Annotated in this window: 17 protein-coding genes and 3 pseudogenes; 3 read left to right on the top strand and 17 right to left on the bottom strand. The window is 70.6% G+C overall.

All coding sequences use genetic code 11. The features are described 5' to 3' along the window. Positions 1-134: pseudogene (locus tag AB0D34_RS46230) on the bottom strand (GntR family transcriptional regulator); the annotation flags it as partial. 240 nt (positions 135-374) lie between these two features. On the opposite strand from AB0D34_RS46230, the gene AB0D34_RS46235 reads away from it, so the two are divergent. Both AB0D34_RS46235 and AB0D34_RS46240 read left to right on the top strand, forming a co-directional pair. After that, entirely contained in the window at positions 375-1,346 is a 972-nt protein-coding gene (locus tag AB0D34_RS46235; RefSeq protein ID WP_362674002.1) for a 2-dehydropantoate 2-reductase, read from the top strand. After that, positions 1,343-2,149 carry a molybdopterin dinucleotide binding domain-containing protein gene (locus AB0D34_RS46240; protein WP_362674005.1) on the top strand — a complete coding sequence of 269 codons (807 nt, stop codon included), beginning with the start codon at positions 1,343-1,345 and terminating at the stop codon, positions 2,147-2,149. Before AB0D34_RS46235 ends, AB0D34_RS46240 begins: the two co-directional genes overlap by 4 nt. A gap of 86 nt (positions 2,150-2,235) precedes the next feature. On the opposite strand, the gene AB0D34_RS46245 is transcribed toward AB0D34_RS46240, so the two are convergent. From AB0D34_RS46245 to AB0D34_RS46315, 15 genes and pseudogenes are all read right to left on the bottom strand, one after another. Further along, complete coding sequence (locus AB0D34_RS46245; RefSeq protein ID WP_362674007.1) at positions 2,236-3,288, bottom strand: sugar phosphate isomerase/epimerase; 1,053 nt, start codon at positions 3,286-3,288, stop codon at positions 2,236-2,238. Positions 3,289-3,368: 80 nt separating this feature from the next. Continuing rightward, positions 3,369-4,766: a nucleotide pyrophosphatase/phosphodiesterase family protein gene (locus AB0D34_RS46250; protein ID WP_362674010.1), complete on the bottom strand. Its 1,398-nt coding sequence runs from the start codon at positions 4,764-4,766 to the stop codon at positions 3,369-3,371. Beyond that, a complete protein-coding gene (gene eboE, locus AB0D34_RS46255) occupies positions 4,763-5,932 on the bottom strand; it encodes a metabolite traffic protein EboE (protein WP_362674013.1) in 1,170 nt (389 codons plus the stop codon). Before eboE ends, AB0D34_RS46250 begins: the two co-directional genes overlap by 4 nt. Positions 5,933-5,935: 3 nt before the next feature. Next, on the bottom strand, positions 5,936-6,796 hold the full coding sequence (locus tag AB0D34_RS46260; RefSeq protein WP_362674015.1) for a TatD family hydrolase: 861 nt from the start codon (positions 6,794-6,796) through the stop codon (positions 5,936-5,938). After that, entirely contained in the window at positions 6,796-7,494 is a 699-nt protein-coding gene (locus AB0D34_RS46265; RefSeq protein ID WP_362674017.1) for an EboA domain-containing protein, read from the bottom strand. Before AB0D34_RS46265 ends, AB0D34_RS46260 begins: the two co-directional genes overlap by 1 nt. Then, positions 7,491-8,399 (bottom strand): sugar phosphate isomerase/epimerase family protein, encoded by a 909-nt coding sequence (locus AB0D34_RS46270; protein ID WP_362674019.1) that lies wholly within the window; start codon positions 8,397-8,399, stop codon positions 7,491-7,493. Before AB0D34_RS46270 ends, AB0D34_RS46265 begins: the two co-directional genes overlap by 4 nt. A gap of 158 nt (positions 8,400-8,557) precedes the next feature. Continuing rightward, complete coding sequence (locus AB0D34_RS46275; RefSeq protein WP_362674022.1) at positions 8,558-9,928, bottom strand: inositol-3-phosphate synthase; 1,371 nt, start codon at positions 9,926-9,928, stop codon at positions 8,558-8,560. Between the two features lie 121 nt (positions 9,929-10,049). Continuing rightward, on the bottom strand, positions 10,050-11,390 hold the full coding sequence (locus AB0D34_RS46280) for a ThuA domain-containing protein (RefSeq protein WP_362674024.1): 1,341 nt from the start codon (positions 11,388-11,390) through the stop codon (positions 10,050-10,052). Between the two features lie 13 nt (positions 11,391-11,403). Beyond that, a pseudogene (locus AB0D34_RS46285) lies at positions 11,404-12,135 on the bottom strand (carbohydrate-binding protein); the annotation flags it as partial. Positions 12,136-12,248: 113 nt separating this feature from the next. Further along, positions 12,249-13,253: a sugar phosphate isomerase/epimerase family protein gene (locus AB0D34_RS46290; protein WP_362674027.1), complete on the bottom strand. Its 1,005-nt coding sequence runs from the start codon at positions 13,251-13,253 to the stop codon at positions 12,249-12,251. Between the two features lie 14 nt (positions 13,254-13,267). After that, positions 13,268-14,467, bottom strand: coding sequence for a Gfo/Idh/MocA family oxidoreductase (locus AB0D34_RS46295; protein WP_362674029.1), 1,200 nt, complete (start codon positions 14,465-14,467; stop codon positions 13,268-13,270). A gap of 158 nt (positions 14,468-14,625) precedes the next feature. Then, a complete protein-coding gene (locus AB0D34_RS46300; protein WP_362674030.1) occupies positions 14,626-15,666 on the bottom strand; it encodes a substrate-binding domain-containing protein in 1,041 nt (346 codons plus the stop codon). A gap of 17 nt (positions 15,667-15,683) precedes the next feature. Next, the gene (locus AB0D34_RS46305) at positions 15,684-16,703 is read right to left on the bottom strand and encodes an ABC transporter permease (RefSeq protein ID WP_362674032.1); all 1,020 of its coding nucleotides are present in this window, start codon (positions 16,701-16,703) and stop codon (positions 15,684-15,686) included. Next, a complete protein-coding gene (locus AB0D34_RS46310) occupies positions 16,700-18,217 on the bottom strand; it encodes a sugar ABC transporter ATP-binding protein (protein ID WP_362674034.1) in 1,518 nt (505 codons plus the stop codon). The genes AB0D34_RS46305 and AB0D34_RS46310 overlap by 4 nt, the downstream gene beginning before the upstream one ends. A 145-nt stretch (positions 18,218-18,362) precedes the next feature. Next, the gene (locus AB0D34_RS46315; protein WP_362674036.1) at positions 18,363-19,544 is read right to left on the bottom strand and encodes an ROK family transcriptional regulator; all 1,182 of its coding nucleotides are present in this window, start codon (positions 19,542-19,544) and stop codon (positions 18,363-18,365) included. Positions 19,545-19,718: 174 nt separating this feature from the next. Here AB0D34_RS46315 and AB0D34_RS46320 point away from each other — a divergent pair. Next, positions 19,719-20,292, top strand: a pseudogene (locus tag AB0D34_RS46320) (GNAT family N-acetyltransferase). A gap of 26 nt (positions 20,293-20,318) precedes the next feature. On the opposite strand, the gene AB0D34_RS46325 reads toward AB0D34_RS46320, so the two are convergent. Then, positions 20,319-20,475: FCD domain-containing protein (locus AB0D34_RS46325; protein WP_362674038.1), on the bottom strand; the 157-nt coding region annotated here is incomplete at its 5' end.

A 20,475-nucleotide genomic window follows, 5' to 3' on the forward strand; every position in this document is an offset into this window, starting at 1 on the left:
TCCACAAGATGCTGACCCGGCTGCAACGCACGCGTCGTGATCAACTCCAACAACGCCCCATATACGCGATCCCGCAACGGACCGGGACGTTCGAGCCTGGGCACCGTCCCGTACGGCAGTCCTGTCGTCGGCAACATCTCGGTCCCTCCTGTACAGCGTCGTCGCTGCAGCTGGGAGCCAATTATGAATTGGCTTTCGCCTACAGTCTACGGCGCACAGCACCGCGAGCGCGGGTCGTACGGAGGCGAATCAGCAGCTCACGGGGGTCGGTCACGTCACGACCCTTGCTGAGCACTCTCTCCATCCTGTAGACAATATTCAGTCGACAAAGTCGGCAGTTCCTCGGTCACCCTCACCGAACGGAGCTCCCACCCATGAAAGTCGCAGTCCTCGGCGCCGGTGCGATCGGTGCCTACGTGGGCGCAGCCCTCCATCGCGCCGGCGCAGACGTGCATCTCGTCGCCCGCGGTCCGCACTTGAAGGCCATGCTTCAGCACGGTGTCCAAGTCCTCAGCCCCCGGGGCGACTTCACCGCCCATACCCATGCCACCGACGACCCGGCCGAGATCGGCCCGGTCGACTTCGTCTTCCTCGGACTGAAGGCCAACTCGTACGCGGCGTGCGGGCCGCTCATCGAGCCCCTTCTCCACGACACGACCGCGGTCGTCGCGGCCCAGAACGGCATCCCCTGGTGGTACTTCCACCAGCACGGTGGCCCGCACGACGGCCACCGCATCGAGAGCGTGGACCCGGGCGGTGCGGTCAGTGCGGTGCTCGCGCCCTCCCGGGCCATCGGATGTGTCGTCTACGCGGCCACCGAGCTCGAAGGCCCCGGTGTCGTACGGCACTTGGAAGGCACCCGCTTCTCCGTCGGCGAGCCCGACCGGAGTCTTTCGCCGCGCTGTCTGGCCTTCAGCGAGGCCATGCAGGAAGGCGGTCTCAAGGCCCCGGTCGAGGCGAACCTGCGCGACGACATCTGGCTCAAGCTGCTCGGCAACATCTCCTTCAACCCGATCAGCGCGTTGGCCCGCGCCACCATGCGGCAGATGTGCCTGCACGGCGGCACCCGCAAGGTCATAGAGACCATGATGGCTGAGACGCTCGCCGTCGCCGAGGCCCTCGGCTGCACAGTCGGTGTCTCCATCGAACGCCGGCTCGCGGGCGCCGAACGCGTCGGTGACCACCGCACGTCCACGCTCCAGGACCTGGAGCGCGGCAAGCCACTCGAACTCGACGTCCTGCTCACCGCGGTCATCGAGCTGGCCGAGATCACCGGCGTGGACGTGCCCACGCTCCGCACCGTCCACGCTCTCTCCGACCTCCTCGCCCTGCGGTCCGCCGCATGACGGAACTGGGTACCCATGCCATCGGTGCCGACGCGCGGCTCCGGCCGAACGTCGGCACCGAGCTCCCGATGGCGCATGCGATCGGCCGGGAGATCATCCAAGCGGGCCTGGCAGACCGGGAGTTCACCGAGCTCGCGACCTCCGGCTACGAGGAGTACCGGACGCTAGTCGAGCCGTGGACGTTGTCGCTGGCGGTGAAGGTGACGGGCGTACCGGCCGCCGTCCTCAGAGAGTTGGCGCACGCCTTCGCCCAGGGCGAGCCGATACCCGCCCTCGCCGTGACCGAGCACGACACGGATGGGCACCGCGCGCTGGGTGACCTGTCGCTGCTCACCGGTCGAGACCTCACCGGTCACGACCTCAGCGATCGAGAGCGGCGAACGCGCTTCCAGCTCGTCCGACACCCCCCTCCCGTCGACCTGACGGACGAGCGGTATCCGGTGCGGCTCACCAACGGGCGCCGCCAGGGCTCGTACAACACCCTTCTGCAGAAAGGGGGTTCGGCGTCGGCGCTGCGGCGCGCCGAGTGCGTCGAGCTGAGCCCTGAGGACGCCGAGCGGCACGGGGTGGTGGTCGGCGAGGTGGTGCGGGTCGTCACCCGGCGTGGTTCGACGACGGCACCGGTGTGGGTGGACCCGGCGCTGCGGCCCGGCCTGGCGTTCATGACCGGCCGCTCTTTGGCCGTCGACCTCGCCACCGAGACCGGCCTGCCCCTGGTCGGCTTCCTGCGCGGCCACTCCATGAACGTGTACGCGGGCGACCACCGGCTCGCCCTGACGGCCGCCGCGGCGGCCCAGGGCTGACCGGTGACCCGCATACACGACGGCGGGACCCCGACCGGCGGGGAGCGCCCCCTGCGCCCTCGGGGTCCCGCCTCAGTCGTGTCCCGTCAGCACTTCTCCCGCAGGGAGTGCAGGTATGCGCTGGAGCGGCGGGCGAACGTGAACGACTCGGCGGGCTGGTCGTGCTCGGCCTGCCAGTGGTGGGCCAGGCGCTCGCCCCGCAGCCGGGTGACGGCGGAGATGAACTTCTGGTAGTCGATGTCGCCGTCTCCTACGTCGGTCATGCGGTAGCCGTAGGTGTTGGCCGGGTCGCTCACCCCGTCCTTGACGTGGAAGAGCGGGTAGCGGTGGGGCCGCCTGAGGACGTAGTCGAGGGGGTCGAAGGGGGCGGGCGTGCCGTCGGGCCGCTTGGAGAAGCGGAACTGGCCGGAGTACGCCCAGAAGATGTCCATCTCCAGGAACACCAGGTCGGGGTCGGTCTCCTTGAGGAGTACGTCGTAGAGCCGGACCTTGGGGTTGTCGGTCGCGAAGGAGAACTCCTCGGAGTGGTTGTGCTGGTAGAACTTCATGCCGCGTGCCTTGGCGGCCGCTCCGTAGGAGTTGAACTCCTCGGCGGCGCGCTTCCACGCGTCGACGGTCGAGCCGTAGCGGAACGGCCCTGAGGCGGTGCCGATGTGTTTGAGGCCGAGGGCCTGGGCGTCGTCGAGGACCTTGGTGAGGTTCTGGGCGAAGGTGTAGGCGCCCGGATCGTCGGAGTAGTAGCCGACGTGGCTGCCGATCGGGTTCAGGCCGTGGTCGCGGGCCAGGCGCTTGAGCTGGGCGAGGGTGATGGGTCCGGCGGAGCCCTGGGTGTAGCCGGCGAACTCGACCTCGTCGTAGCCGTACTTCTCCAGTTCGGCGAAGACGGGGGCGAAGCCGAGCGTGGAGACCTTGTCGCGGAGGCTGTAGAGCTGGATGCCTAGGCGTCCGGGGGGCAGGACGGGGCGCCCACGGCCGTGGCCTGTGGTGTCGGTCGCGGTGGCGGAGCCGGTAGCCGCGCCCGCGGGGGACGCTGCGGCACCGAGCAACGCAGCCGCGGTGGCTCCGGCTGCCACGCCGAGCATGCCTCGTCTGGTGAGGCGGTGGGTGAGTTCGGGGTCGGGCTGGAACATGCGGCTCATGTCCGGGTCTCCTCGGGGTCGGAGGGCGTTGTCAGGGGTCGGAGGGCGTTGTCAGTGGTGGGTGCTTCACTGGTGACAGGTCAGGAAAGTCCGGCCAGTCGGAGCAGGAGTGACTTCACGTCGGTGGCCGCGATGCGGTCGCCGACGGCGCGGGGGGTGGAGCAGATGAGGAGCGGACCGTCGTCGTCGCTCTCGGGTAGGCGGCCGTGGCTGCCGCGAATAGGTGACGGGTCGAGGGGCACGACCGCCATGCGATAGCGCAGGCCGAGTTTCTTGCGGGCCAGCGCGGTGGCCGCCTTGACCTTGACGTAGGGGTCGAGCGGGTCCATGAAGAGTTCGACCGGGTCATAGCCGGGTTTGCGGTGGATCTCGACGAGCTGCGCGAAGTCGGGCGCGCGGTCGTCGTCGAGCCAGTAGTAGTACGTGAACCAGGCGTCCGGCTCCGCGACGGCGACGAGTTCGCCGGCGCGCGGATGGTCGAGATGGTGGGCCTTCTTGCCCTCGTCGTCGAGGAGTTGCCCGATGCCGGGCAGGCCGTCGAGGGCGGCGCGGGTGGCGTCCAGGTCCTCGGGGCGGCGCACGTAGACGTGGGCGATCTGGTGGTCGGCGACCGCGAAGGCGCGGGAGGCCATGGGGTCGAGGTACTCCATGCCGTCCTGGGTGTGCACCTCGAGGAGACCTGCGCGGCGCAGGGCGCGGTTGATGTCGACGGGCCGGTCCACGCGGGTGATGCCGTACTCGGACAGCGCGACGACGGTACGGCCTTCCGCGCGGGCGTCGTCCAGGAGCGGGGCGAGGGCCCGGTCCAGGTCGGCGGCGGCTTGCAGGGAGCGTGGGTCGTCGGGGCCGAAGCGTTGCAGGTCGTAGTCGAGGTGAGGGAGGTAGCAGAGGGTCAGGTCGGGGTGACGGGTGCGCATGATGTGGCGGGTCGCGTCGATGATCCACTGGCTGGAGACCAGGTCCGCGCCTGGGCCCCAGAAGTGGAAGAGGGGGAAGGTGCCGAGTTTGTCGGTGAGTTCGTCGTGGAGGGCCGGGGGCCGGGTGTAGCAGTCGGGTTCCTTGCGGCCGTCGGCGTAGTAGACGGGACGGGGTGTGACGGTGATGTCGCTGTCGGTGCCCATGGCGTACCACCAGCAGATGTTGGCGACGGTGTAGCCGGGGTGGGCGCGGCGGGCGGCGTCCCAGAGCTTGTCGCCGGCGACCAGGCCGTTGTGCTGGCGCCACAGGAGTACGTCGCCGAGTTCGCGGAAGTACCAGCCGTTGCCGACGATGCCGTGCTCGGACGGGTGGGTGCCGGTGAGGAAGGTGGACTGGGCGGCGCAGGTGACGGCGGGCAGCACGGTGCCGAGGGGGGCGTGGGAGCCGGACTGGGCGAGGGACTTGAGGTGGGGCATGTGGTGCAGGAGGCGGGGGGTGAGACCGACGACGTCGAGGACGAGGAGCGGGGTCGGTCCCGTCTCTGGGGGCTGTTGGCTCATGGCAGCTCCTTCAGGCCGAGGTCGGTCAGCAGGTCGCGGGCGAGGGTGAGTTCGGCGGCGATGCCGTCGGCGAGCTGGGTGCGGCCGCGGGGGCGCAGTTCGGGAGGGAGGGCCTGCCAGGTGTAGGTCTCGACCTCCAGATGGCGGGTGAGCGGGTGCGGGCCGCCGACGAGCCGGGTCAGGGCGGTCTGCAGGACGGGGAGCGTGGAGGTGAGGGGTGCGGCGGGGGCCGCGTGCAGCGGGACGTGGAAGTGGGAGCGCCAGGGTGCCCCGTCGGGCAGGGTGTCGCCGGCGAGGGCCTCGCCGAGGTCGTCGGTGCCGCGGAGGCCCGCGGCGGTGGAGGTGCGGGTCTGGTGCAGGAAGCGGGGTTCGTCGAACGCGGTGAGTGCCTCGCGGACCTCGGGGAGGTGGGGGTGTTCGGCGTGCAGGGCGGCCGAGAGCTGGGACTTGATGACGGGGACGTGGGCCGCGGTGAGTGCGTCCAGGGCGGTGTGCGGTTCTTCGAAGGAGGTGGCGAGGTGGCAGGTGTCGACGCAGATGCCGATGCGGTCGTGGGCGATCGCGGTCAGTGGGGCGATGGCGTCGCCGGTGGTCTCGACGACGCAGCCGGGTTCGGGTTCGAGGCCGACGCGGATGGAGCGGCCGGTCAGTTCCTGGAGGGCGTCGAGGCGTTCGGCGAGGGTGAGCAGGGCGGTGCGGGCCTTGTCGGCACTGCCGTCGTCGTAGTCGGTGCGCCAGGCGAGCGGGAGGGTGGAGATGCTGCCGTCGGTGACGTCGTCGGGCAGGAGTCGGGTGAGGACGCGGGCCAGGGCGGTGGTGTGGTCGAGGCGTTCGGGGTCGGTCCAGTCCGGCTTGTAGACGCGGTACTTGACCTCTTCGGCGCCGAAGCCCTCGTAGGGGAAGCCGTTGAGGGTGACGACTTCGAGGCCGCGGCGGTCGAGTTCGCAGCGCAGGTCGCGCAGTGCGGAAGGGTCGCTGACCAGGGCGTGGGCTGCGTCGCGGGCGAGCCACAGGCCGATGCCGAGGCGGTCGCGGCCGAGGCGGCGGCGGACGGGTTCGCAGTGGTCGCGAAGCTGGGCGAGGACGCCGTCGAGGGTTTCGGCGGGGTGGACGTTGGTGCAGTAGGCGAGGTGGACGGTGGTGCCGTCGGGGTGGCGGAAGCGCATGGCTCACGCCTCCGTCTTCTGGGGGCCCCGGAGGATGGAGTTGCCCTCGTGGGTGGTGCCCGTGGCCGTGACGTCGAGGTTCAGGCGGCCGCTGAGGCCGTAGAAGGCGACAGGGTTGCGCCACAGCACCCGGTCGACGTCGTCCTCGGTGAAGCCCTCGGCGAGCATCAGGTCGCCGACCTTGCGGGTCTTGAGGGGGTCGCTGCGGCCCCAGTCGGCGGCGGAGTTCACCAGGACCTGTTCGGGGCCGTAGGAGCGCAGGATCGCGACCATCCGTTCCTCGTCCATCTTGGTGTCGGGATAGACGGAGAAGCCGAGCCAGCAGCCGCTGTCCTTGGCCTCCTTGACGGTGGTCTCGTTGAGGTGATCGACCAGGACCCTCTCCGTCGGCAGGGCGGATTCGCGGACGACATCGAGGGTGCGGCGCAGACCTGCGAGCTTGTCGCGGTGCGGGGTGTGGACGAGCGCGGGCAGCTCGTGGTCGGCGGCGAGCTGGAGCTGGGCGGCGAGGGCGGTGTCCTCGGCGGGGGTCATGGAGTCGTAGCCGATCTCGCCCACGGCGACGACCTGGTCCTTGACGAGATAGCGGGGCAGTTCGTCGAGGACGGGGACGCAGCGCGGGTCGTTGGCCTCCTTGGGGTTGAGGGCGAGGGTGCAGTGGTGGGCGATGCCGTACTGGGCGGCGCGGAAGGGTTCCCAGCCCAGCAGGGAGTCGAAGTAGTCGAGGAAGGAGGCGGGAGAGGTGCGGGGCTGGCCCAGCCAGAAGGCCGGCTCGACCACGGCACGCACGCCTGCGGTGTGCATGGCCTGGTAGTCGTCGGTGGTCCGTGACGTCATGTGGATGTGGGGGTCGAAGATGCGCATCAGGACTCCTTGCCGTGCACGCCGGGCGGGGTGGCGGTGGGGTCGGTCAGGGTCAGTACGCGGTGCAGGTCCTGGGGTACGGGGCGGCCGGCGGCGGTGCGTTCGGCGGCGTAGTCGCCGAGCATGCGGGCGAGTTCGTCGTCCGCGTGGGCCCGTCGGTCGAGGTCGGCCACCTCGTTCACGGGCACCCCGGTGAACAGGCACTTCAGGACGGCGTGGCGCCAGTGGTGGGCGTCGAGGTGGCGGGCGGCGTAGGGGCCGACTGCGGCGGCCAGGAGCCGGGTGTCGTTGGTGCGCAGGGCGTCCTCGACGAGCGGGAGGGCCTGCGGTCCCGGCACCAGGTGGGGCAGGGCGTGCAGGACGGCGCGGCGTTCGGCGGCGGTGCCCTGGGCGTAGACGCGGGTGAGGGCGTCGGTGTCGGCGCGGGCGGCGTGCAGGATCAGGATGCGGGCGGCGTCGGCGTGTTCGGGGCCGCAGCGACGTCCGGCCTCGGCGAGCCGTAGCTCCCACACCGTGATCGGGCCGTGGGCGCCGGGGTGGGTGGCGGCCTCGTCGAGGGCCTGGTCGAGCCAGGCGCGGGCGGTCCCGTCGAGGCGGTTGGCGAGTTGACTGTGCAGGTCGTGCGGCGGGGTTCGGGCGAGGGTGGTGCCCTGGGTGTCCGCCGTGGAGGTTGCCTGGTGGGCATGGGGGTGGGTCATGGTGTGCTTCCTTGTGAGAGCGCCACTGCCTGACGGAGGTAGGGGAGGGAGAGTTCGGCGAAGTGGGGGCCCGCGTGGGAGTGGCGGGGCAGTTCGACGACGGTCAGGCCCTGGTAGCCGGTGTCGGCCAGGGCGGCGAGGACCGGCGGGAAGTCGATGTCGCCGTCACCGAAGGGGAGGTGTTCGTGGACGCCTCGGCGCATGTCCTCGATCTGGACGTGGCGCAGCCAGGGGCCTGCGGCGCGGACGCAGTCGGCGGGCGGCAGGGGTTCGAGGCACTGGCAGTGGCCGATGTCGAGGGTGAGGCCCAGTGCCGGCGGGTCGCCGAGGGTGGTGCGGAGGTGGTGGAAGTCGGCGAGGGTGGCGAGGAGGTGGCCCGGTTCGGGTTCGACGGCCAGGGGGATGCCGGCCCTGGTGGCGGCGTCCAGGACGGGGGTGAGGGTCTCGGCCAGGCGTTTCCACGCCGTGTCCGGATCGGTGCCCGTCGGGGTGGGGCCGCTGAAGCAGTGCACGGCGTGCGCGCCGAGGTCGGCGGCGACCTGGACTGCGCGGATGAGCAGGTCGACGCGTCGGGCGCGGTCGTCCGGGTCGGGGTCGAGGAGGGAGGGGCCGTGTTTGCGGCGGGGGTCGAGCACATAGCGGGCGCCCGTCTCGACGGTCACGGTCAGACCGAGGGTGTCCAGCCGGTGGGCGAGGCGTCGGGTGCGGGTGGCGAGGTCAGGGGCGAGGGGGTCGAGGTGCATGTGGTCGAGGGTCAGTCCGACGCCGTCGTAGCCGAGGTCGGCGAGCAGGGTGAGGGCGTCGTCGAGGCGGAGGTCGGCGAGGCCGTTGGTGCCGTAGCCGAAGCGGAGTCGGTTGCCGACGGGTGACGCAGGGGGGCGAGGTGCAGCGAGCGGGGCGGTCATGTCTCCGACGGGACGGGTGGTGTGGGCACGGTCGGGTGGCCCGCTGCGCGGTACAGCCGCGTGGAGCGAGGACTCGAGGCGCGGCGTTGCTGTCCGGGGCGTCGGCCCTTTGTCGCCCTCCTCGAACGGTCCGCCCGGCGCTCCTGCTCCGTCCGCCCTCACCGCTGCTCTCCGGAGCGAGCGGTAGGGACACGGCCGTCGGCGTGGCTGCTGGTGCCGCCGCCGTGTGCAGAGTCCCGAGCGTGGGCGTCAGCCGGATCCAGGTCGCTGACATCGATGCCGTCGCCACCCGCGCTGCCGTCCACGCCCTGCTCGCCCTCCGCGCCCTCCGCGCTGTCTACGCCGTCCGCGTCTGGAGCGTCGGCACGGACACCGGACCGGCGCCCTCCGTTCCCGGGCCCGTCCCCGGCGCCCGCCGCCTTCAAGCGCTGCGCGAATCCCACGAGTGCCGCGTACTGCTCCCCCAGCGCCGAGGGGCCCTCCCCCACCGGGTCCTTGAAATAGAAGCCCAGCTCGCTCAGGGGGCCGGACAGGCCCCGCTCGTGGGCGCGGGCGACCAGGCGGGCCAGGTCGAGGATCAGGGGGGCGGCGAGGGCGGAGTCGCAGCCCTGCCAGGTGGTCTGGAGGATCATGCGGGTGCCGAGGAAGCCGTCGAAGGCGATGTGGTCCCAGGCGGTCTTCCACTCGCCGAGGGCGGGGACGTCGTCGATGTGGACCTCGCCCTCGGGCGTGGTGCCGAGGGTGTCGACCAGGACGCGCTCCTTGCCGGCGTTCTTCGCCGCGGCCGCCGCCGGGTCGGCCAGGGCGGCTCCGTCGCCGCCGCCGAGCAGATTCGTGCCGGACCAGGCGCGGACCGTCAGGGCGCGTTGGGTGAACATCGGGCCCAGCACGGACCGGAGCAGGGTCTGGCCGGTCTTGCCGTCCCGGCCCGCGTGGGGCAGTCCGGCGGATGCGGCCGGTCCGGTGAGAGCGGGGTGGTGCAGGCCCGTCGACGGGGTGAAGTTGACGTAGGGGCAGCCCGCGCGCAGGGCGGCGGCCGCGTAAAGGGAGCTCGGGGGGAGTGCGTCAGCGGTGGGCGCGGGCTCGGTGGTGGCCACGTTCACCACTACCGCTCGCGTCAGCCCGCACCGTCGTACGAAGGACCGTATGTCCGCGGCGAACGCGGCGATCAGCTCCTCCTCGGTCCGGGTGTCGCCGGGGAGGGGGCCACCAGGCATGATCTCCCGTTCCGCGGCGGCGAGCTCGGCGATCACGGCGGTCGGCAGGCCGTGGGGCAGGACGCCGCCCGCTGCCAGGGCCTCCGCGCGCTTGGGCAGGGGGCAGTCCACCGTGTCGTGACCGCCGAAGACCAGAGAGGACAGGGGTGGCAGGCCGCTTCCGTTGAAGGGTGGAGTCTCGGTGACCAGGCCGGTCGGCGGGTGCAGGCCCGCCGTCATGGCGGCGCAGCCCGCGACGACCGTCGTGGCGACGGAACCGCGGGCTCCGATCAGCCAGACGCCGACCCGCGGTTCGGAAACGGACGCGGACATGGGCAGCCTCCTTGTCGAACACGACGAACTCGACGAACTCGACGAACTCGACGTGGCGGACCCTCGGGGTGAGGGGAAGAAGACGGCGGGCGGAGGTCCGGCGTCCGCCGCCCGCCGCCGCTCAGTCGCCCTTGACGGGCAGTTCCTTGATCCGGATGTCGCGGAAGGACACCTGGTCCTCGGCTCCGTGGTTCTGGATGCCGACATGCCCGTCACGCAGGCTCCGGGCCGGATCGGTGTTGGTGAAGTCGTTGATCTTCACACCGTTGAGATAGACGCGGAGCCGTTCGCCCTCCACGCGGATCTCGTACGTGTTCCACTCCCCCGGCGGGTTCAGCGCACGGTCGCGCTTCTTCAGGTCGGCGGAGCGGAAACCGTAGACGGAACCGGTCGTCTTCTCCGGTACGTCGGTGGCGTCGATCTGGATCTCGTAGCCGTTGTCGACGGCGGACCATGGGTCGTCCGAGGGCGGGAAGCCCACGAACACACCGGAGTTGTCGTCACCGGCGAGTCGCCAGTCGAGCTTCAGGGAGTACGACCCGAAGCCCTGCCCGGAACCCGCGTACCAGAGCATCCCCATGCCGCCGGTCGACGTGAGCGTGCCGTCGTCGGCGAGGGTGAAGGAGCCGGGGCCTGCCTGTTTCCAGTCGGCCAGTGAGTCCGTGGTGCCGTCGAAGAGCGGACGGTATCCAGTCTCCGGTCGGCAGTCGGCCTGTGCGTCGCCGGTCGCATACCGGATCCCGCCCAACAGATGGCTACGGAATACCGGATCCGCATACGACTCCTTCGTGTGGCCGAAGCCGGTGTAGAAGGAGCGGCCGCCCTGGTAGTCCTGGCACCAGGCGATCGGATGGTCGCCGTCCATCGTGCCGCCGGTGTACGACGACTCGTCGAGGGAGGCGAGGACATGGACCCGGTCCCGGGGGTTGGAGCGGTAGTTGTACCACTCGTCCGTCCGGTTCCACGTCTGCGACAGCCCTGACGTGGCGGGGTGTGCCCGGTCCTCGACCACCACGGTGGCGGGCTGGATCGCCGGGTGTGACTGGAACCAGGCGCCGGCGAGGCCGCCGTAGAACGCCCAGTCGTACTCGGTGTCGGCGGCCGCGTGGATGCCGACGTATCCGCCGCCGTTCCGGATGTAGCCCTCGAAGGCCCGCTGCTGGGCGGGGTCGAGGACGTCTCCGGTGGTGGAGAGGAAGACGACGGCGTCGTAGCGGCGCAGGTTGCGTGCCGTGAACGCGGCCGCGTCCTCCGTCGCGTCGACCGTGAAGCCGCCGCTCGTGCCCAGGTCCCGTACTGCCGCGACCCCTTCGGGGATGGAGTCGTGGCGGAAGCCGGCCGTCTTGGAGAAGACCAGCACCCGTTCGGTGTCCGCGGGGTGTGACACGGCGGGTTGGGACACACATCCGAGGAGCAGTGCAGCTCCCGCAACCGCCGTCGTCCATCGTCCAGTTGTGTTCATCGAGCCCCTCCTCTCAGCCGGTCGTGAAGGTGAAGTCGTCCACGTCGAACAGGGCCCCGGTGCCGGTCCCCTTGAAGACCAGGTAGAGCGTGGTGGTGCCCCTGGGTGCGCGGGACAGATCGGCGCTGACGTCCTGGAAGGTCTCCCAGCCGCCGGTCACCGGGACGGTCGCCTTGCCGAGCGGGGTGCCCGTCGCGGAACCCGCACGGACCTCGAGCGTGCCGCCGACTCCGCCCGAAGAGATGCGCGCGGTAAGGGACTTGGCGTTGCTCAGGACGTACGGCGTGAAGGAGATCCAGTCGCCGCTGTTGATGTCGCCGACGGTCTTGCCGCCGTGCGCCGTGGCCTTGTCGATGACCGAGACACCGGAGGCGTTGCCGAAGTGCTCGGCCTGACGGTGCTTGGGCTGGACCACGTTCTGGTCGTGGGTGGTCAGCGGGGCCTGGCCGCCGCCTCCGTTGTCGGTGTACTCGGCGTCGAAGACCCCGAAAATGTCGGCATCGTCGTCGTGGCCGCCGTCGGCGCTGGTCTGGATGGTGCCGGTGCAGCCGTTGGCGGAGGTGACGGGGTGGCCGTGGCTGTCGTGGCCGAGGACGAAGGTGACCTTGACCTTGGTGCAGTCGATGGTCCTGCCGTCCTCGGGGTCGCTCACGCGCACCCTGAACGGCACGGCGTCACCGAAGCTGAACAGCTCGCCGTCGCGCGGGAGTTCAAGGGTCACCTCGGGCGCGGTGTTGCCGACGACGAATCTGTTGGTGCGGTCATTCCCGTGCACGGATGCCTCCAGAACGGGGCCGGTCGTACGGGCGGGTGCGGTACGCCGAGATGCGCCGTCATCCCGGAACTGGCTGGTGCGGCTTACTCGTTGCCGCCGAACGCCGCGTCGAACGAGGCCGACGGGGGCTCGAAGTCGTACTTCTTGAGGCTCTTCAGTGCCTCGGGTGCGCCCTGGAGGCGGTCCATGCCGGCGTCCTCCCACTCGACCGAGATCGGACCCTGGTAGTCGATGGAACGCAGCATGCGGAAGACGTCCTCCCAGGGCACGTCACCGTGGCCCGCGGAGACGAAGTCCCAGCCGCGGCGCGGGTCACCCCAGGGCAGATGAGAGCCCAGGCGGCCGTTGCGGCCGTCCAGGCGCTTGCGGGCCTCCTTGCAGTCCACGTGGTAGATCCGGTCGCGGAAGTCCCACAGGAAGCCGACCGGGTCGAGGTCCTGCCACACGAAGTGGGAGGGGTCGAAGTTCAGCCCGAAGGCCGCTCGCCCGCCAACTGCTTCCAGGGCACGCTGAGTTGTCCAGTAGTCGTAGGCGATCTCGCTCGGGTGGACCTCGTGCGCGAAGCGCACGCCCTCGGCGTCGAACACGTCCAGGATGGGGTTCCAGCGTTCGGCGAAGTCCTCGTAACCGCGCTCGATCATCGACTCGGGGGCGGGCGGGAACATGGCGACCAGGTGCCAGATGGCGGACCCGGTGAAGCCGATGACGGTCTCGACACCGAAGGCGGCCGCGGCCCGCGCGGTGTCCTTGATACGGTCCGCCGCGCGCCGCCGTACCCTTTCGGGGTCCCCGTCGCCCCACACCACACCGGGCAGGATGGCCTGGTGGCGTTCGTCGATGATGGCGTCGCACACGGCCTGGCCGACCAGGTGGTTGGAGATCGCCCAGCACTTGAGCCCGTACTTGTCGAGCAGCGCGTGCCGGGAGTCCAGGTAGGACGGATCGGCCAGCGCCTTGTCGACCTCGAAGTGGTCGCCCCAGCAGGCGAGTTCGAGGCCGTCGTAACCGAAGTCACGGGCGAGCCGGCAGACCTCTTCGAGCGGGAGGTCGGCCCACTGGCCGGTGAAGAGCGTGAACTGACGCGGCATGTCCCGGGCCCTCCTCAGACGGTGATCGGTGTGTAGACGGAGTTCTTCTCGGCGCTCTCCTCCACCGCCGCGAGCACCTGCTGGACCTGGAGGCCGTCGGCGAAGGAGGGTTCGGGGCGGCGACCCTCGGCGATCGCGTGGACGAGGTCGCGGGCCTGGTGGACGAAGGTGTGCTCGTAGCCGAGGCCGTGGCCGGGCGGCCACCAGGCGTCCAGGTAGGGGTGGTCGGGCTCGGTGACGAGGATGCGGCGGAAGCCGGCGTGCGCCCCGGGCTCGGTGCCGTCGTGGTAGGCGAGTTCGTTGAGGCGTTCCAGGTCGAAGGCCAACGAGCCACGCTCGCCGTTGAGTTCGAGGCGCAGGGAGTTCTTGCGGCCGGTGGCGTAGCGGGTGGCCTCGAAGGAGGCGAGGGCGCCGGAGGTGAAGCGGCCGGTGAAGAGGGCGGCGTCGTCGACGGTGACCTGGCCGGTGCCGCCCTCGGAGACCGCGGACAGGCCCTTGACGGCGCCGGCCAGCGGCCGTTCCCGTACGAAGGTCTCCGTCAGTGCGGACACTCCGGCCAGCGGCTCTCCGGCCAGGTACTGGGCCAGGTCGACGATGTGCGCGCCCAGGTCGCCGAGCGAGCCCGAGCCTGCCAGTTCCCTGCGCAGCCTCCAGGTCAGCGGGAACTCCGGGTCCACGAGCCAGTCCTGAAGGTATGTCACCCGGACATGCCGCAGCTTGCCGATGCGGCCCTCGGCCACCATCCGGCGGGCCAGCGCGGTGGCGGGCACCCTGCGGTAGTTGAAGCCGACCATCGCCAACTGGCCCCGTCCCTGGGCATCTTCGGCGGCACGTGTCATCCGCACGGCCTCTTCGACGGTGTTGGCGAGAGGCTTCTCGCACAGTACGTGCTTGCCGGCGGCCAGGGCGGCGACGGCGATCTCGGCGTGGCTGTCGCCGGGGGTGCAGATGTCGACGAGGTCGATGTCGTCCCGCGCGATCAGGGTCCGCCAGTCGGTCTCGGCGGATGCCCAGCCGTGCCGGTCGGCGGCCCGGCGCACGGCGTCCGCGTCCCGGCCGCAGATCGCGGCGAGCACCGGGCGGCGGGGCAGGTCGAAGACGCGTCCGGCGGTCCGCCAGCCCTGGGAGTGGGCGGCGCCCATGAAGGCGTAGCCGACCATGCCCACCCGTAGCGGCGGTTTCCCGGCCTCTTCTGACTGCTGCGGCTGTGCCATGCGCGATGTCCTCCTCGTCGTCGTGGCGCGGTGGGGGGTGCAGCCCGGTCCGTCGACGAACCGGGCTCCTGGGGCCTGCCTTTCGGGTGGGCCCGGCCGGGGCGCGCTGCCGCTCGCGGCCGGCCCGGCCGGTAGGACAGGCCCCGGATCGGGACGCCTCACTTGAAGCCGGTGGACATGTACTGGTCGACGTTGGTCTTGTCGACGACGGCCGAGTAGAGGGTGAGGGAGGCCGGGATCTCGAACTCGGCGAGGCCGCTCACCCCCTTGGACTGGCCCAGGGCACGGGCCAGGTCGATCGCGGAGGCGGCCATGGTCGGCGGGTAGAGGACGGTCGCCTTGAGGACGCCGTTGTCCTGCTTGATGGCCTGGAACGCGGACAGGGCGCCCGCGCCGCCGACCATCAGGAAGTCGTCGCGTCCGGCCTGGTCGATGGCCCGGAGCGCGCCCACGCCCTGGTCGTCGTCGTGGTTCCACACCGCGTCGAAGCTCGACTGGGCCTGCAGGAGCTGGGCCATCTTGGCCTGCCCGGACTCGACCGTGAAGTCGGCGGCCTGGCGGGCCACCTTGCGGATGTTGGGGTAGTTCTTCAGAGCGTCGTCGAAGCCCTTGGTGCGCTGCTGGGTGAGTTCCAGGTTGTCGAGTCCGGCCAGCTCGATGACCTTGGCGTTCGACTTCCCCTTGAGTTTCTCGCCGATGTAGTGGCCGGCGTTGAGGCCCATGCCGTAGTTGTCGCCGCCGATCCAACAGCGGTACGCCTGCGGGGTGTTGAAGATTCGGTCGAGGTTGACGACCGGTATCCCGGCCCGCATGGCCTTGAGTCCGACCTGGGTGAGGGCCTTGCCGTCGGCGGGCAGGACGACCAGGACGTCGACCTTCTTGTTGATGAGGGTCTCGATCTGGCCGATCTGGGCTGCGGTGTCGTTGGAGCCCTCGGTGATCTCCAGGGTGACGTCCGAGTACTTCTTGGCGCGGTTCTTGGCGTTGTCGTTGATGGCGTTGAGCCAGCCGTGGTCGGCCTGCGGTCCCGCGAAGCCGATGGTGACCTGCTTGCCGGGCTTGTCCTCGGCGGCCGGTTGGTCGTTCGCGGCCGGTTCGTCGTCGCTGGAGTCGTTGCTGGTGCAACCTGCGAGGAGGACACCGGCTCCGACGGCGGCGGTCCCGAAGAGCAGTCCTCTACGGCTCGTGAGCTCAGGCATATCCGTGAAACCTTTCCTCAGGTCGTGCTTGCGGTACGGCGCTGGACCAGCACGGCGGCGACGATGATCGCGCCCTTGGCGATCTGCTGGACGTCGCTCTGCAGGTTGTTCAGGGCGAAGATGTTGGTGATCGTGGTGAAGATCAGGACCCCGAGCACGGAGCCCGTGATGGTGCCGCGCCCCCCGCTGAGCAGGGTTCCGCCGATGATCGCGGCGGCGATGGCGTCGAGCTCGTAGAGGTTGCCGTTGGTGTTCTGGCCGGAGCCGGACAGGATGATCAGCAGGAAGGCCGCGATGCCGCAGCACAGTCCGGACAGCAGGTAGAGGTAGAGGCGCTGACGGCGGACGTCGATGCCGGCGAGCCGGGCGGCCTCCGCGTTGCCGCCGACGGCGACCGTGCGCCGGCCGAAGGTGGTCCGGTTCAGCACCAGCCAGCCGATGATCGTCACGACCGCGAAGACCATGACGAGCGGCGGGATGCCGAGGACGTACGCGTCCCGGCCCCCGAGGTCCAGCACGGAGGTCACGCTGACGATCTGGGTGCGGCCGTCGGTGATCTGCAGGGCGAGCCCGCGGGCCGAGGCGAGCATGGCGAGGGTGGCGATGAACGGGACCATCCCGCCGTACGCGATGAGCAGCCCGTTGACCAGGCCGCAGCCGACTCCGACGATCACCGCCGTGAAGAGGATGCCGGCGAAGCCGTACTCCTGGGTCGCGACCGTGGTCGCCCACACCGAGGCGAGGGCGACGATCGCGCCGACGGAGAGGTCGATGCCGCCGGAGGTGATCACGAAGGTCATGCCGACGGTGACGACACCGATCACCGAGGCCTGGGTGAGGACGAGTTGGAGGTTGCGGGTGTCGAGGAACTCGTCGGGCTTGGTGATGCCGCCGATGAGGATCAGTGCGGCGAGCACGCCGAGGAGGGAGAGGGTGCGGACGTCGGTGTGGGCGAACACCCCTCGCCACGCGGGTGGTTCACTCGCCGACGGCACCTTGTCGGCGCTTCCCGTGGGCGGGGACATGTGCTGCGTCATGACGCCGGGCTTCCTTCCATGACGAGGTCGAGTACACGGTGTTCGTCGAGCTCACGGGCGGGTGCCGTATGGACGACACGGCCCTCGCGGAGCACCAGGACGCGGTCGGCGAGGCCGAGCACCTCGGGGACCTCGCTGGAGACCAGCAGGACGGCAAGCCCCTCGTCGGCCAGGCGCCGGACGACCGCGTACAGCTCGGCGCGGGCTCCGACGTCGACTCCCCGGGTGGGTTCGTCGAGCAGCAGGACGCGGCAGCCGCGCAGCAGCCAGCGGGCCAGGACGGCCTTTTGCTGGTTGCCGCCGGACAGGGTGCGGATCGGTACGGAGGGGTTGTCGGGCCGCAGCGACAGTTCGCGGGTCGCCGCCCGGGCCGCGCCGAGTTCGGCACCCCGGTCGATCCAACCGGCGCGGGAGAAGCGGGACATGGAGGAGACGGAGACGTTGCGGGTGACCGACTCCAGCATCAGCAGGGCCTGCGCCTTGCGCTCCTCGGGGGCGAGCCCGATCCCGGCACGGACGGCGGCGCGTACGCTGCCGGGCCGCAACGCCCGTCCACCCACGGTGACTTGACCGGCGGACGGTTTGCGGGCGCCGTAGATCGTCTCCAGGATCTCGGAGCGCCCGGACCCGACCAGCCCGGCGAGGCCGACGATCTCCCCCGGGTGGACTTCCAGGTCCAGGGGCTCGAACTCGCCTTCCCGGGAAAGGCCTTTGACTTCCAGAACGGGCGGGCCACCGGGCCCCGACACAGGCCGCTCGGGGAAGACGTACTCGACGTTCCGTCCCGTCATCAGCGCCACGACCTCACGCGTCGGCGTCGACTTCGCGGGCAGTCCAACCGCGACGGCCCGTCCGTCCTTCAGCACCGTCACCCGGTCACCGATCCGGCGGATCTCCTCCAGGCGGTGGGAGATGTAGACGACGGCGACTCCTTCGGCGGTGAGGTCGCCGACGATCCGGAAGAGGTTGTCGACCTCGTCCGGGTCGAGGGCGGCGGACGGTTCGTCCATCACGATCAGCCGTACGTCGTGGGAGAGCGCCCGCGCCATGGACACGATCTGCTGCTGTGCCGCCGACAACTCCCCGACCAGACGCGCCGGATCGATCTCCGGGTGCCCGAGTCGCTTGAGCAGGGCCGCTGTCGAAGCCTTGGCCGCCTTTCCCCGTACGACGAACCCGGCGGCCGTGGGTTCATGGCCGAGGTGGACGTTCTCGGCCACCGACAGGTGCTCCACCAGGTCGAGTTCCTGGTAGATGGTGGCGATGCCGAGGCGCATGGCGGCGATCGGCGAGCGGAGGGTGACCTCCTCGCCGCGCCAGCGGATGGTGCCGGTGTCGGGCTGGTGGGCGCCGGCGAGCACCTTGATGAGGGTGGACTTCCCGGCCCCGTTCTGGCCGAGCAGACAGTGCACTTCACCGGCCTGGACGTCGAGGTCGACGCCGTCGAGGGCCCGGACTCCGGGGAACGACTTGGTGATGCCGGACATGCTGAGCAGCGGTGGTTCTGGTGCCATGAGTTCCCCTTGGCGGGCGTGCGGGCCGGTTTCAGGGCAGGGCGGAGCAGGGCGCTGTGCCAGACGTGCCGAAGTCGGCTTCTACGCGGGCGAGAGCGTGCTGACGTTGGTTGCTACGCGGGCAAGAGCGTGCTGACGTTGGTTGCTACGCGGGTGAGAACAGGTGGTCGCTGATGAGCCGGGCCGCGCCGATGACTCCGGCGGTCGGGCCCAACTCCCCTAGAACGATGGGCAGGTTGCCGGTCGCCAGCGGCAGCGACTGGCGGTAGACCTGGGTGCGGATCGCGGCGAGCAGGGTGTGGCCGAGGCCGGTCACCCCGCCGCCGATCACCACCAGGCCGGGGTTGAAGAAGGAGACCAGTCCGGCGATGACCTGGCCGGTCCGGTTGCCGCCCTCACGGATCAGGTCGAGGGCGGTGGCGTCACCGGCGGCCGCTGCGGCAGCCACGTCGACCGCCGTCAGTGCGCCGTTCGCCGCATGCCGTGCGGCGAGTTCCTCGGAGCGCCCCTGCTCGACCGCCTCCACGGCGTCCCGGGCGAGGGCCGCCCCGCTGAAGTGGGCTTCCAGGCAGCCCCGGTTGCCGCAGGCGCACGGACGGCCGTCGGGCACGGCCTGGATGTGCCCGATGTCGCCCGCACTGCCCGTCACCCCGCGGTGGACCTCACCCCCGGCGACGATGCCGCAGCCGATACCGGTGCCGATCTTGACGCAGAGGAAGTCGCCCACGGAGCGTGCGACGCCCGCGTGCATCTCCCCCATCGCCATGAGGTTCACGTCGTTGTCGACCATGACCGGGCAGCCGAGTTCCTGGCTGAGCGCCTCCCGCACGGGAAAGCCGTCCCAGCCCGGCATGATCGGCGGAGCCACGGGGACGCCCTCGGGGAAGCGGACGGGCCCGGGGACACCGATACCGGCGCCGTCGAACCCCTCGGCGAGCCCGGAGGCTCTCAACTTCGCTGCCATGGACAGGACTTGTTCGAAGACCGCGACCGGGCCCTCGCGCACGTCCATCGGCTGGTTGAGGTGTCCCAGGATCTCCAGTTCGGCGTTGGTGACGGCGACGTCGACCGAGGTCGCGCCGATGTCCACGCCGAGGAAACGCAGGGCGGGGGCGAGCCGGATGTTGTGGGAACGGCGCCCACCGCGGGAGGCGGCGAGTCCGTCGGCCACGATCAGGCCCGTCTCCAGCAGGCGGTCCACCTCCACGGCCAGCTTTGACCGTGACAGGTCGACCTGATCGCCCAGTTGCGCCCGGGAGTTGGGGCCTCCGTCACGCAACAGCTTGAGCAGCCGGGCCTGATGCGCGTTCGCAGGTCGTGCCGTCATGCGTCTCACGAGCCCCTCCCCGCCTCATTCGGCCACCAGTTGCCGGGCTTTCGAGGGGAACGTAGCAGCGACCGCCCAACCTGGGAAGAAGCTGTGCACAGATTGGTACCAACTTTCTCCACTTTCAGGACAAAGGCCTGACGGGCTCTCGCGGCCGCCTGTTAGCGTGCGCGGATGGAAGATCTGGGATCCGTGGCCTGGCCACCCGAGCCGATCAGGACCGACAGGCTCGTGCTCCGTGCTCCGTGCGCCCGAGACCCGGGACCGGGCCGCGTTCGTCGAGCTGCTCGCGTCGCCGGAGGTGCACACCTATCTCGGCGGCCCCCGCCCTCGTGACGAACTTGAGCGCGAGCTGCCCCGGGAACCCGAGCGGTGGCCCGGGAGCTTCGCCGTCGAACTCGACGGCGCCATGATCGGCCAGATCCTGCTCAGGAGGGCAACGGGGCACCGCCGCCCGGCCGCCGCGGGGAAGACCGATCTCGGCTACCTGTTCCTGCCGCGGGCGTGGGGACTCGGGTACGCCTTCGAGGCGTGCGCTGCGGCCCTCGACTGGCTCGACGGCGAGCTTCCCGGCGAGCCGGTGGTGCTCGCCACCCAGACCGCCAACGTCGGCTCGATGCGTCTCGCGGCAAAGCTGGGGTTCACCGAGGTGGAGCGGTTCGAGGCCTGGGGCGCCGAGCAGTGGCTCGGCATGCGCTCCCCGGCCACACCGTCCGGCGCGACACCGCCCCCGACCTCGACCACCTGATCACGACCGCGGACCGCCGCCGGGGGCTACGACCGCTGACGCGCGTGGTACGACCGCCGCGTGTGCTCGGTGTGTTCCCGCATGAGTTCGGTGGCGCGCTGCTGGTCCCGGTCGGCGATCGCGGCGATCAGCGCCCGGTGTTCGATCCAGGACTGACGCCCACGCTGCCGCGCGATCGGCGTG

Source organism: Streptomyces sp. NPDC048420 (assembly GCF_040651535.1).
Taxonomy (GTDB): Bacteria; Actinomycetota; Actinomycetes; order Streptomycetales; family Streptomycetaceae; genus Streptomyces.

Bases quoted from the DNA above. Each gene is read 5' to 3' on its own strand.
- AB0D34_RS46235 (WP_362674002.1), top strand. From the start codon at position 375: ATGAAAGTCGCAGTCCTCGGCGCCGGTGCGATCGGTGCCTACGTGGGC.
- AB0D34_RS46240 (WP_362674005.1), top strand. From the start codon at position 1,343: ATGACGGAACTGGGTACCCATGCCATCGGTGCCGACGCGCGGCTCCGG.
- AB0D34_RS46245 (WP_362674007.1), bottom strand. From the start codon at position 3,288: ATGAGCCGCATGTTCCAGCCCGACCCCGAACTCACCCACCGCCTCACC.
- AB0D34_RS46250 (WP_362674010.1), bottom strand. From the start codon at position 4,766: ATGAGCCAACAGCCCCCAGAGACGGGACCGACCCCGCTCCTCGTCCTC.
- eboE (WP_362674013.1), bottom strand. From the start codon at position 5,932: ATGCGCTTCCGCCACCCCGACGGCACCACCGTCCACCTCGCCTACTGC.
- AB0D34_RS46260 (WP_362674015.1), bottom strand. From the start codon at position 6,796: ATGCGCATCTTCGACCCCCACATCCACATGACGTCACGGACCACCGAC.
- AB0D34_RS46265 (WP_362674017.1), bottom strand. From the start codon at position 7,494: ATGACCCACCCCCATGCCCACCAGGCAACCTCCACGGCGGACACCCAG.
- AB0D34_RS46270 (WP_362674019.1), bottom strand. From the start codon at position 8,399: ATGACCGCCCCGCTCGCTGCACCTCGCCCCCCTGCGTCACCCGTCGGC.
- AB0D34_RS46275 (WP_362674022.1), bottom strand. From the start codon at position 9,928: ATGTCCGCGTCCGTTTCCGAACCGCGGGTCGGCGTCTGGCTGATCGGA.
- AB0D34_RS46280 (WP_362674024.1), bottom strand. From the start codon at position 11,390: ATGAACACAACTGGACGATGGACGACGGCGGTTGCGGGAGCTGCACTG.
- AB0D34_RS46290 (WP_362674027.1), bottom strand. From the start codon at position 13,253: ATGCCGCGTCAGTTCACGCTCTTCACCGGCCAGTGGGCCGACCTCCCG.
- AB0D34_RS46295 (WP_362674029.1), bottom strand. From the start codon at position 14,467: ATGGCACAGCCGCAGCAGTCAGAAGAGGCCGGGAAACCGCCGCTACGG.
- AB0D34_RS46300 (WP_362674030.1), bottom strand. From the start codon at position 15,666: ATGCCTGAGCTCACGAGCCGTAGAGGACTGCTCTTCGGGACCGCCGCC.
- AB0D34_RS46305 (WP_362674032.1), bottom strand. From the start codon at position 16,703: ATGACGCAGCACATGTCCCCGCCCACGGGAAGCGCCGACAAGGTGCCG.
- AB0D34_RS46310 (WP_362674034.1), bottom strand. From the start codon at position 18,217: ATGGCACCAGAACCACCGCTGCTCAGCATGTCCGGCATCACCAAGTCG.
- AB0D34_RS46315 (WP_362674036.1), bottom strand. From the start codon at position 19,544: ATGACGGCACGACCTGCGAACGCGCATCAGGCCCGGCTGCTCAAGCTG.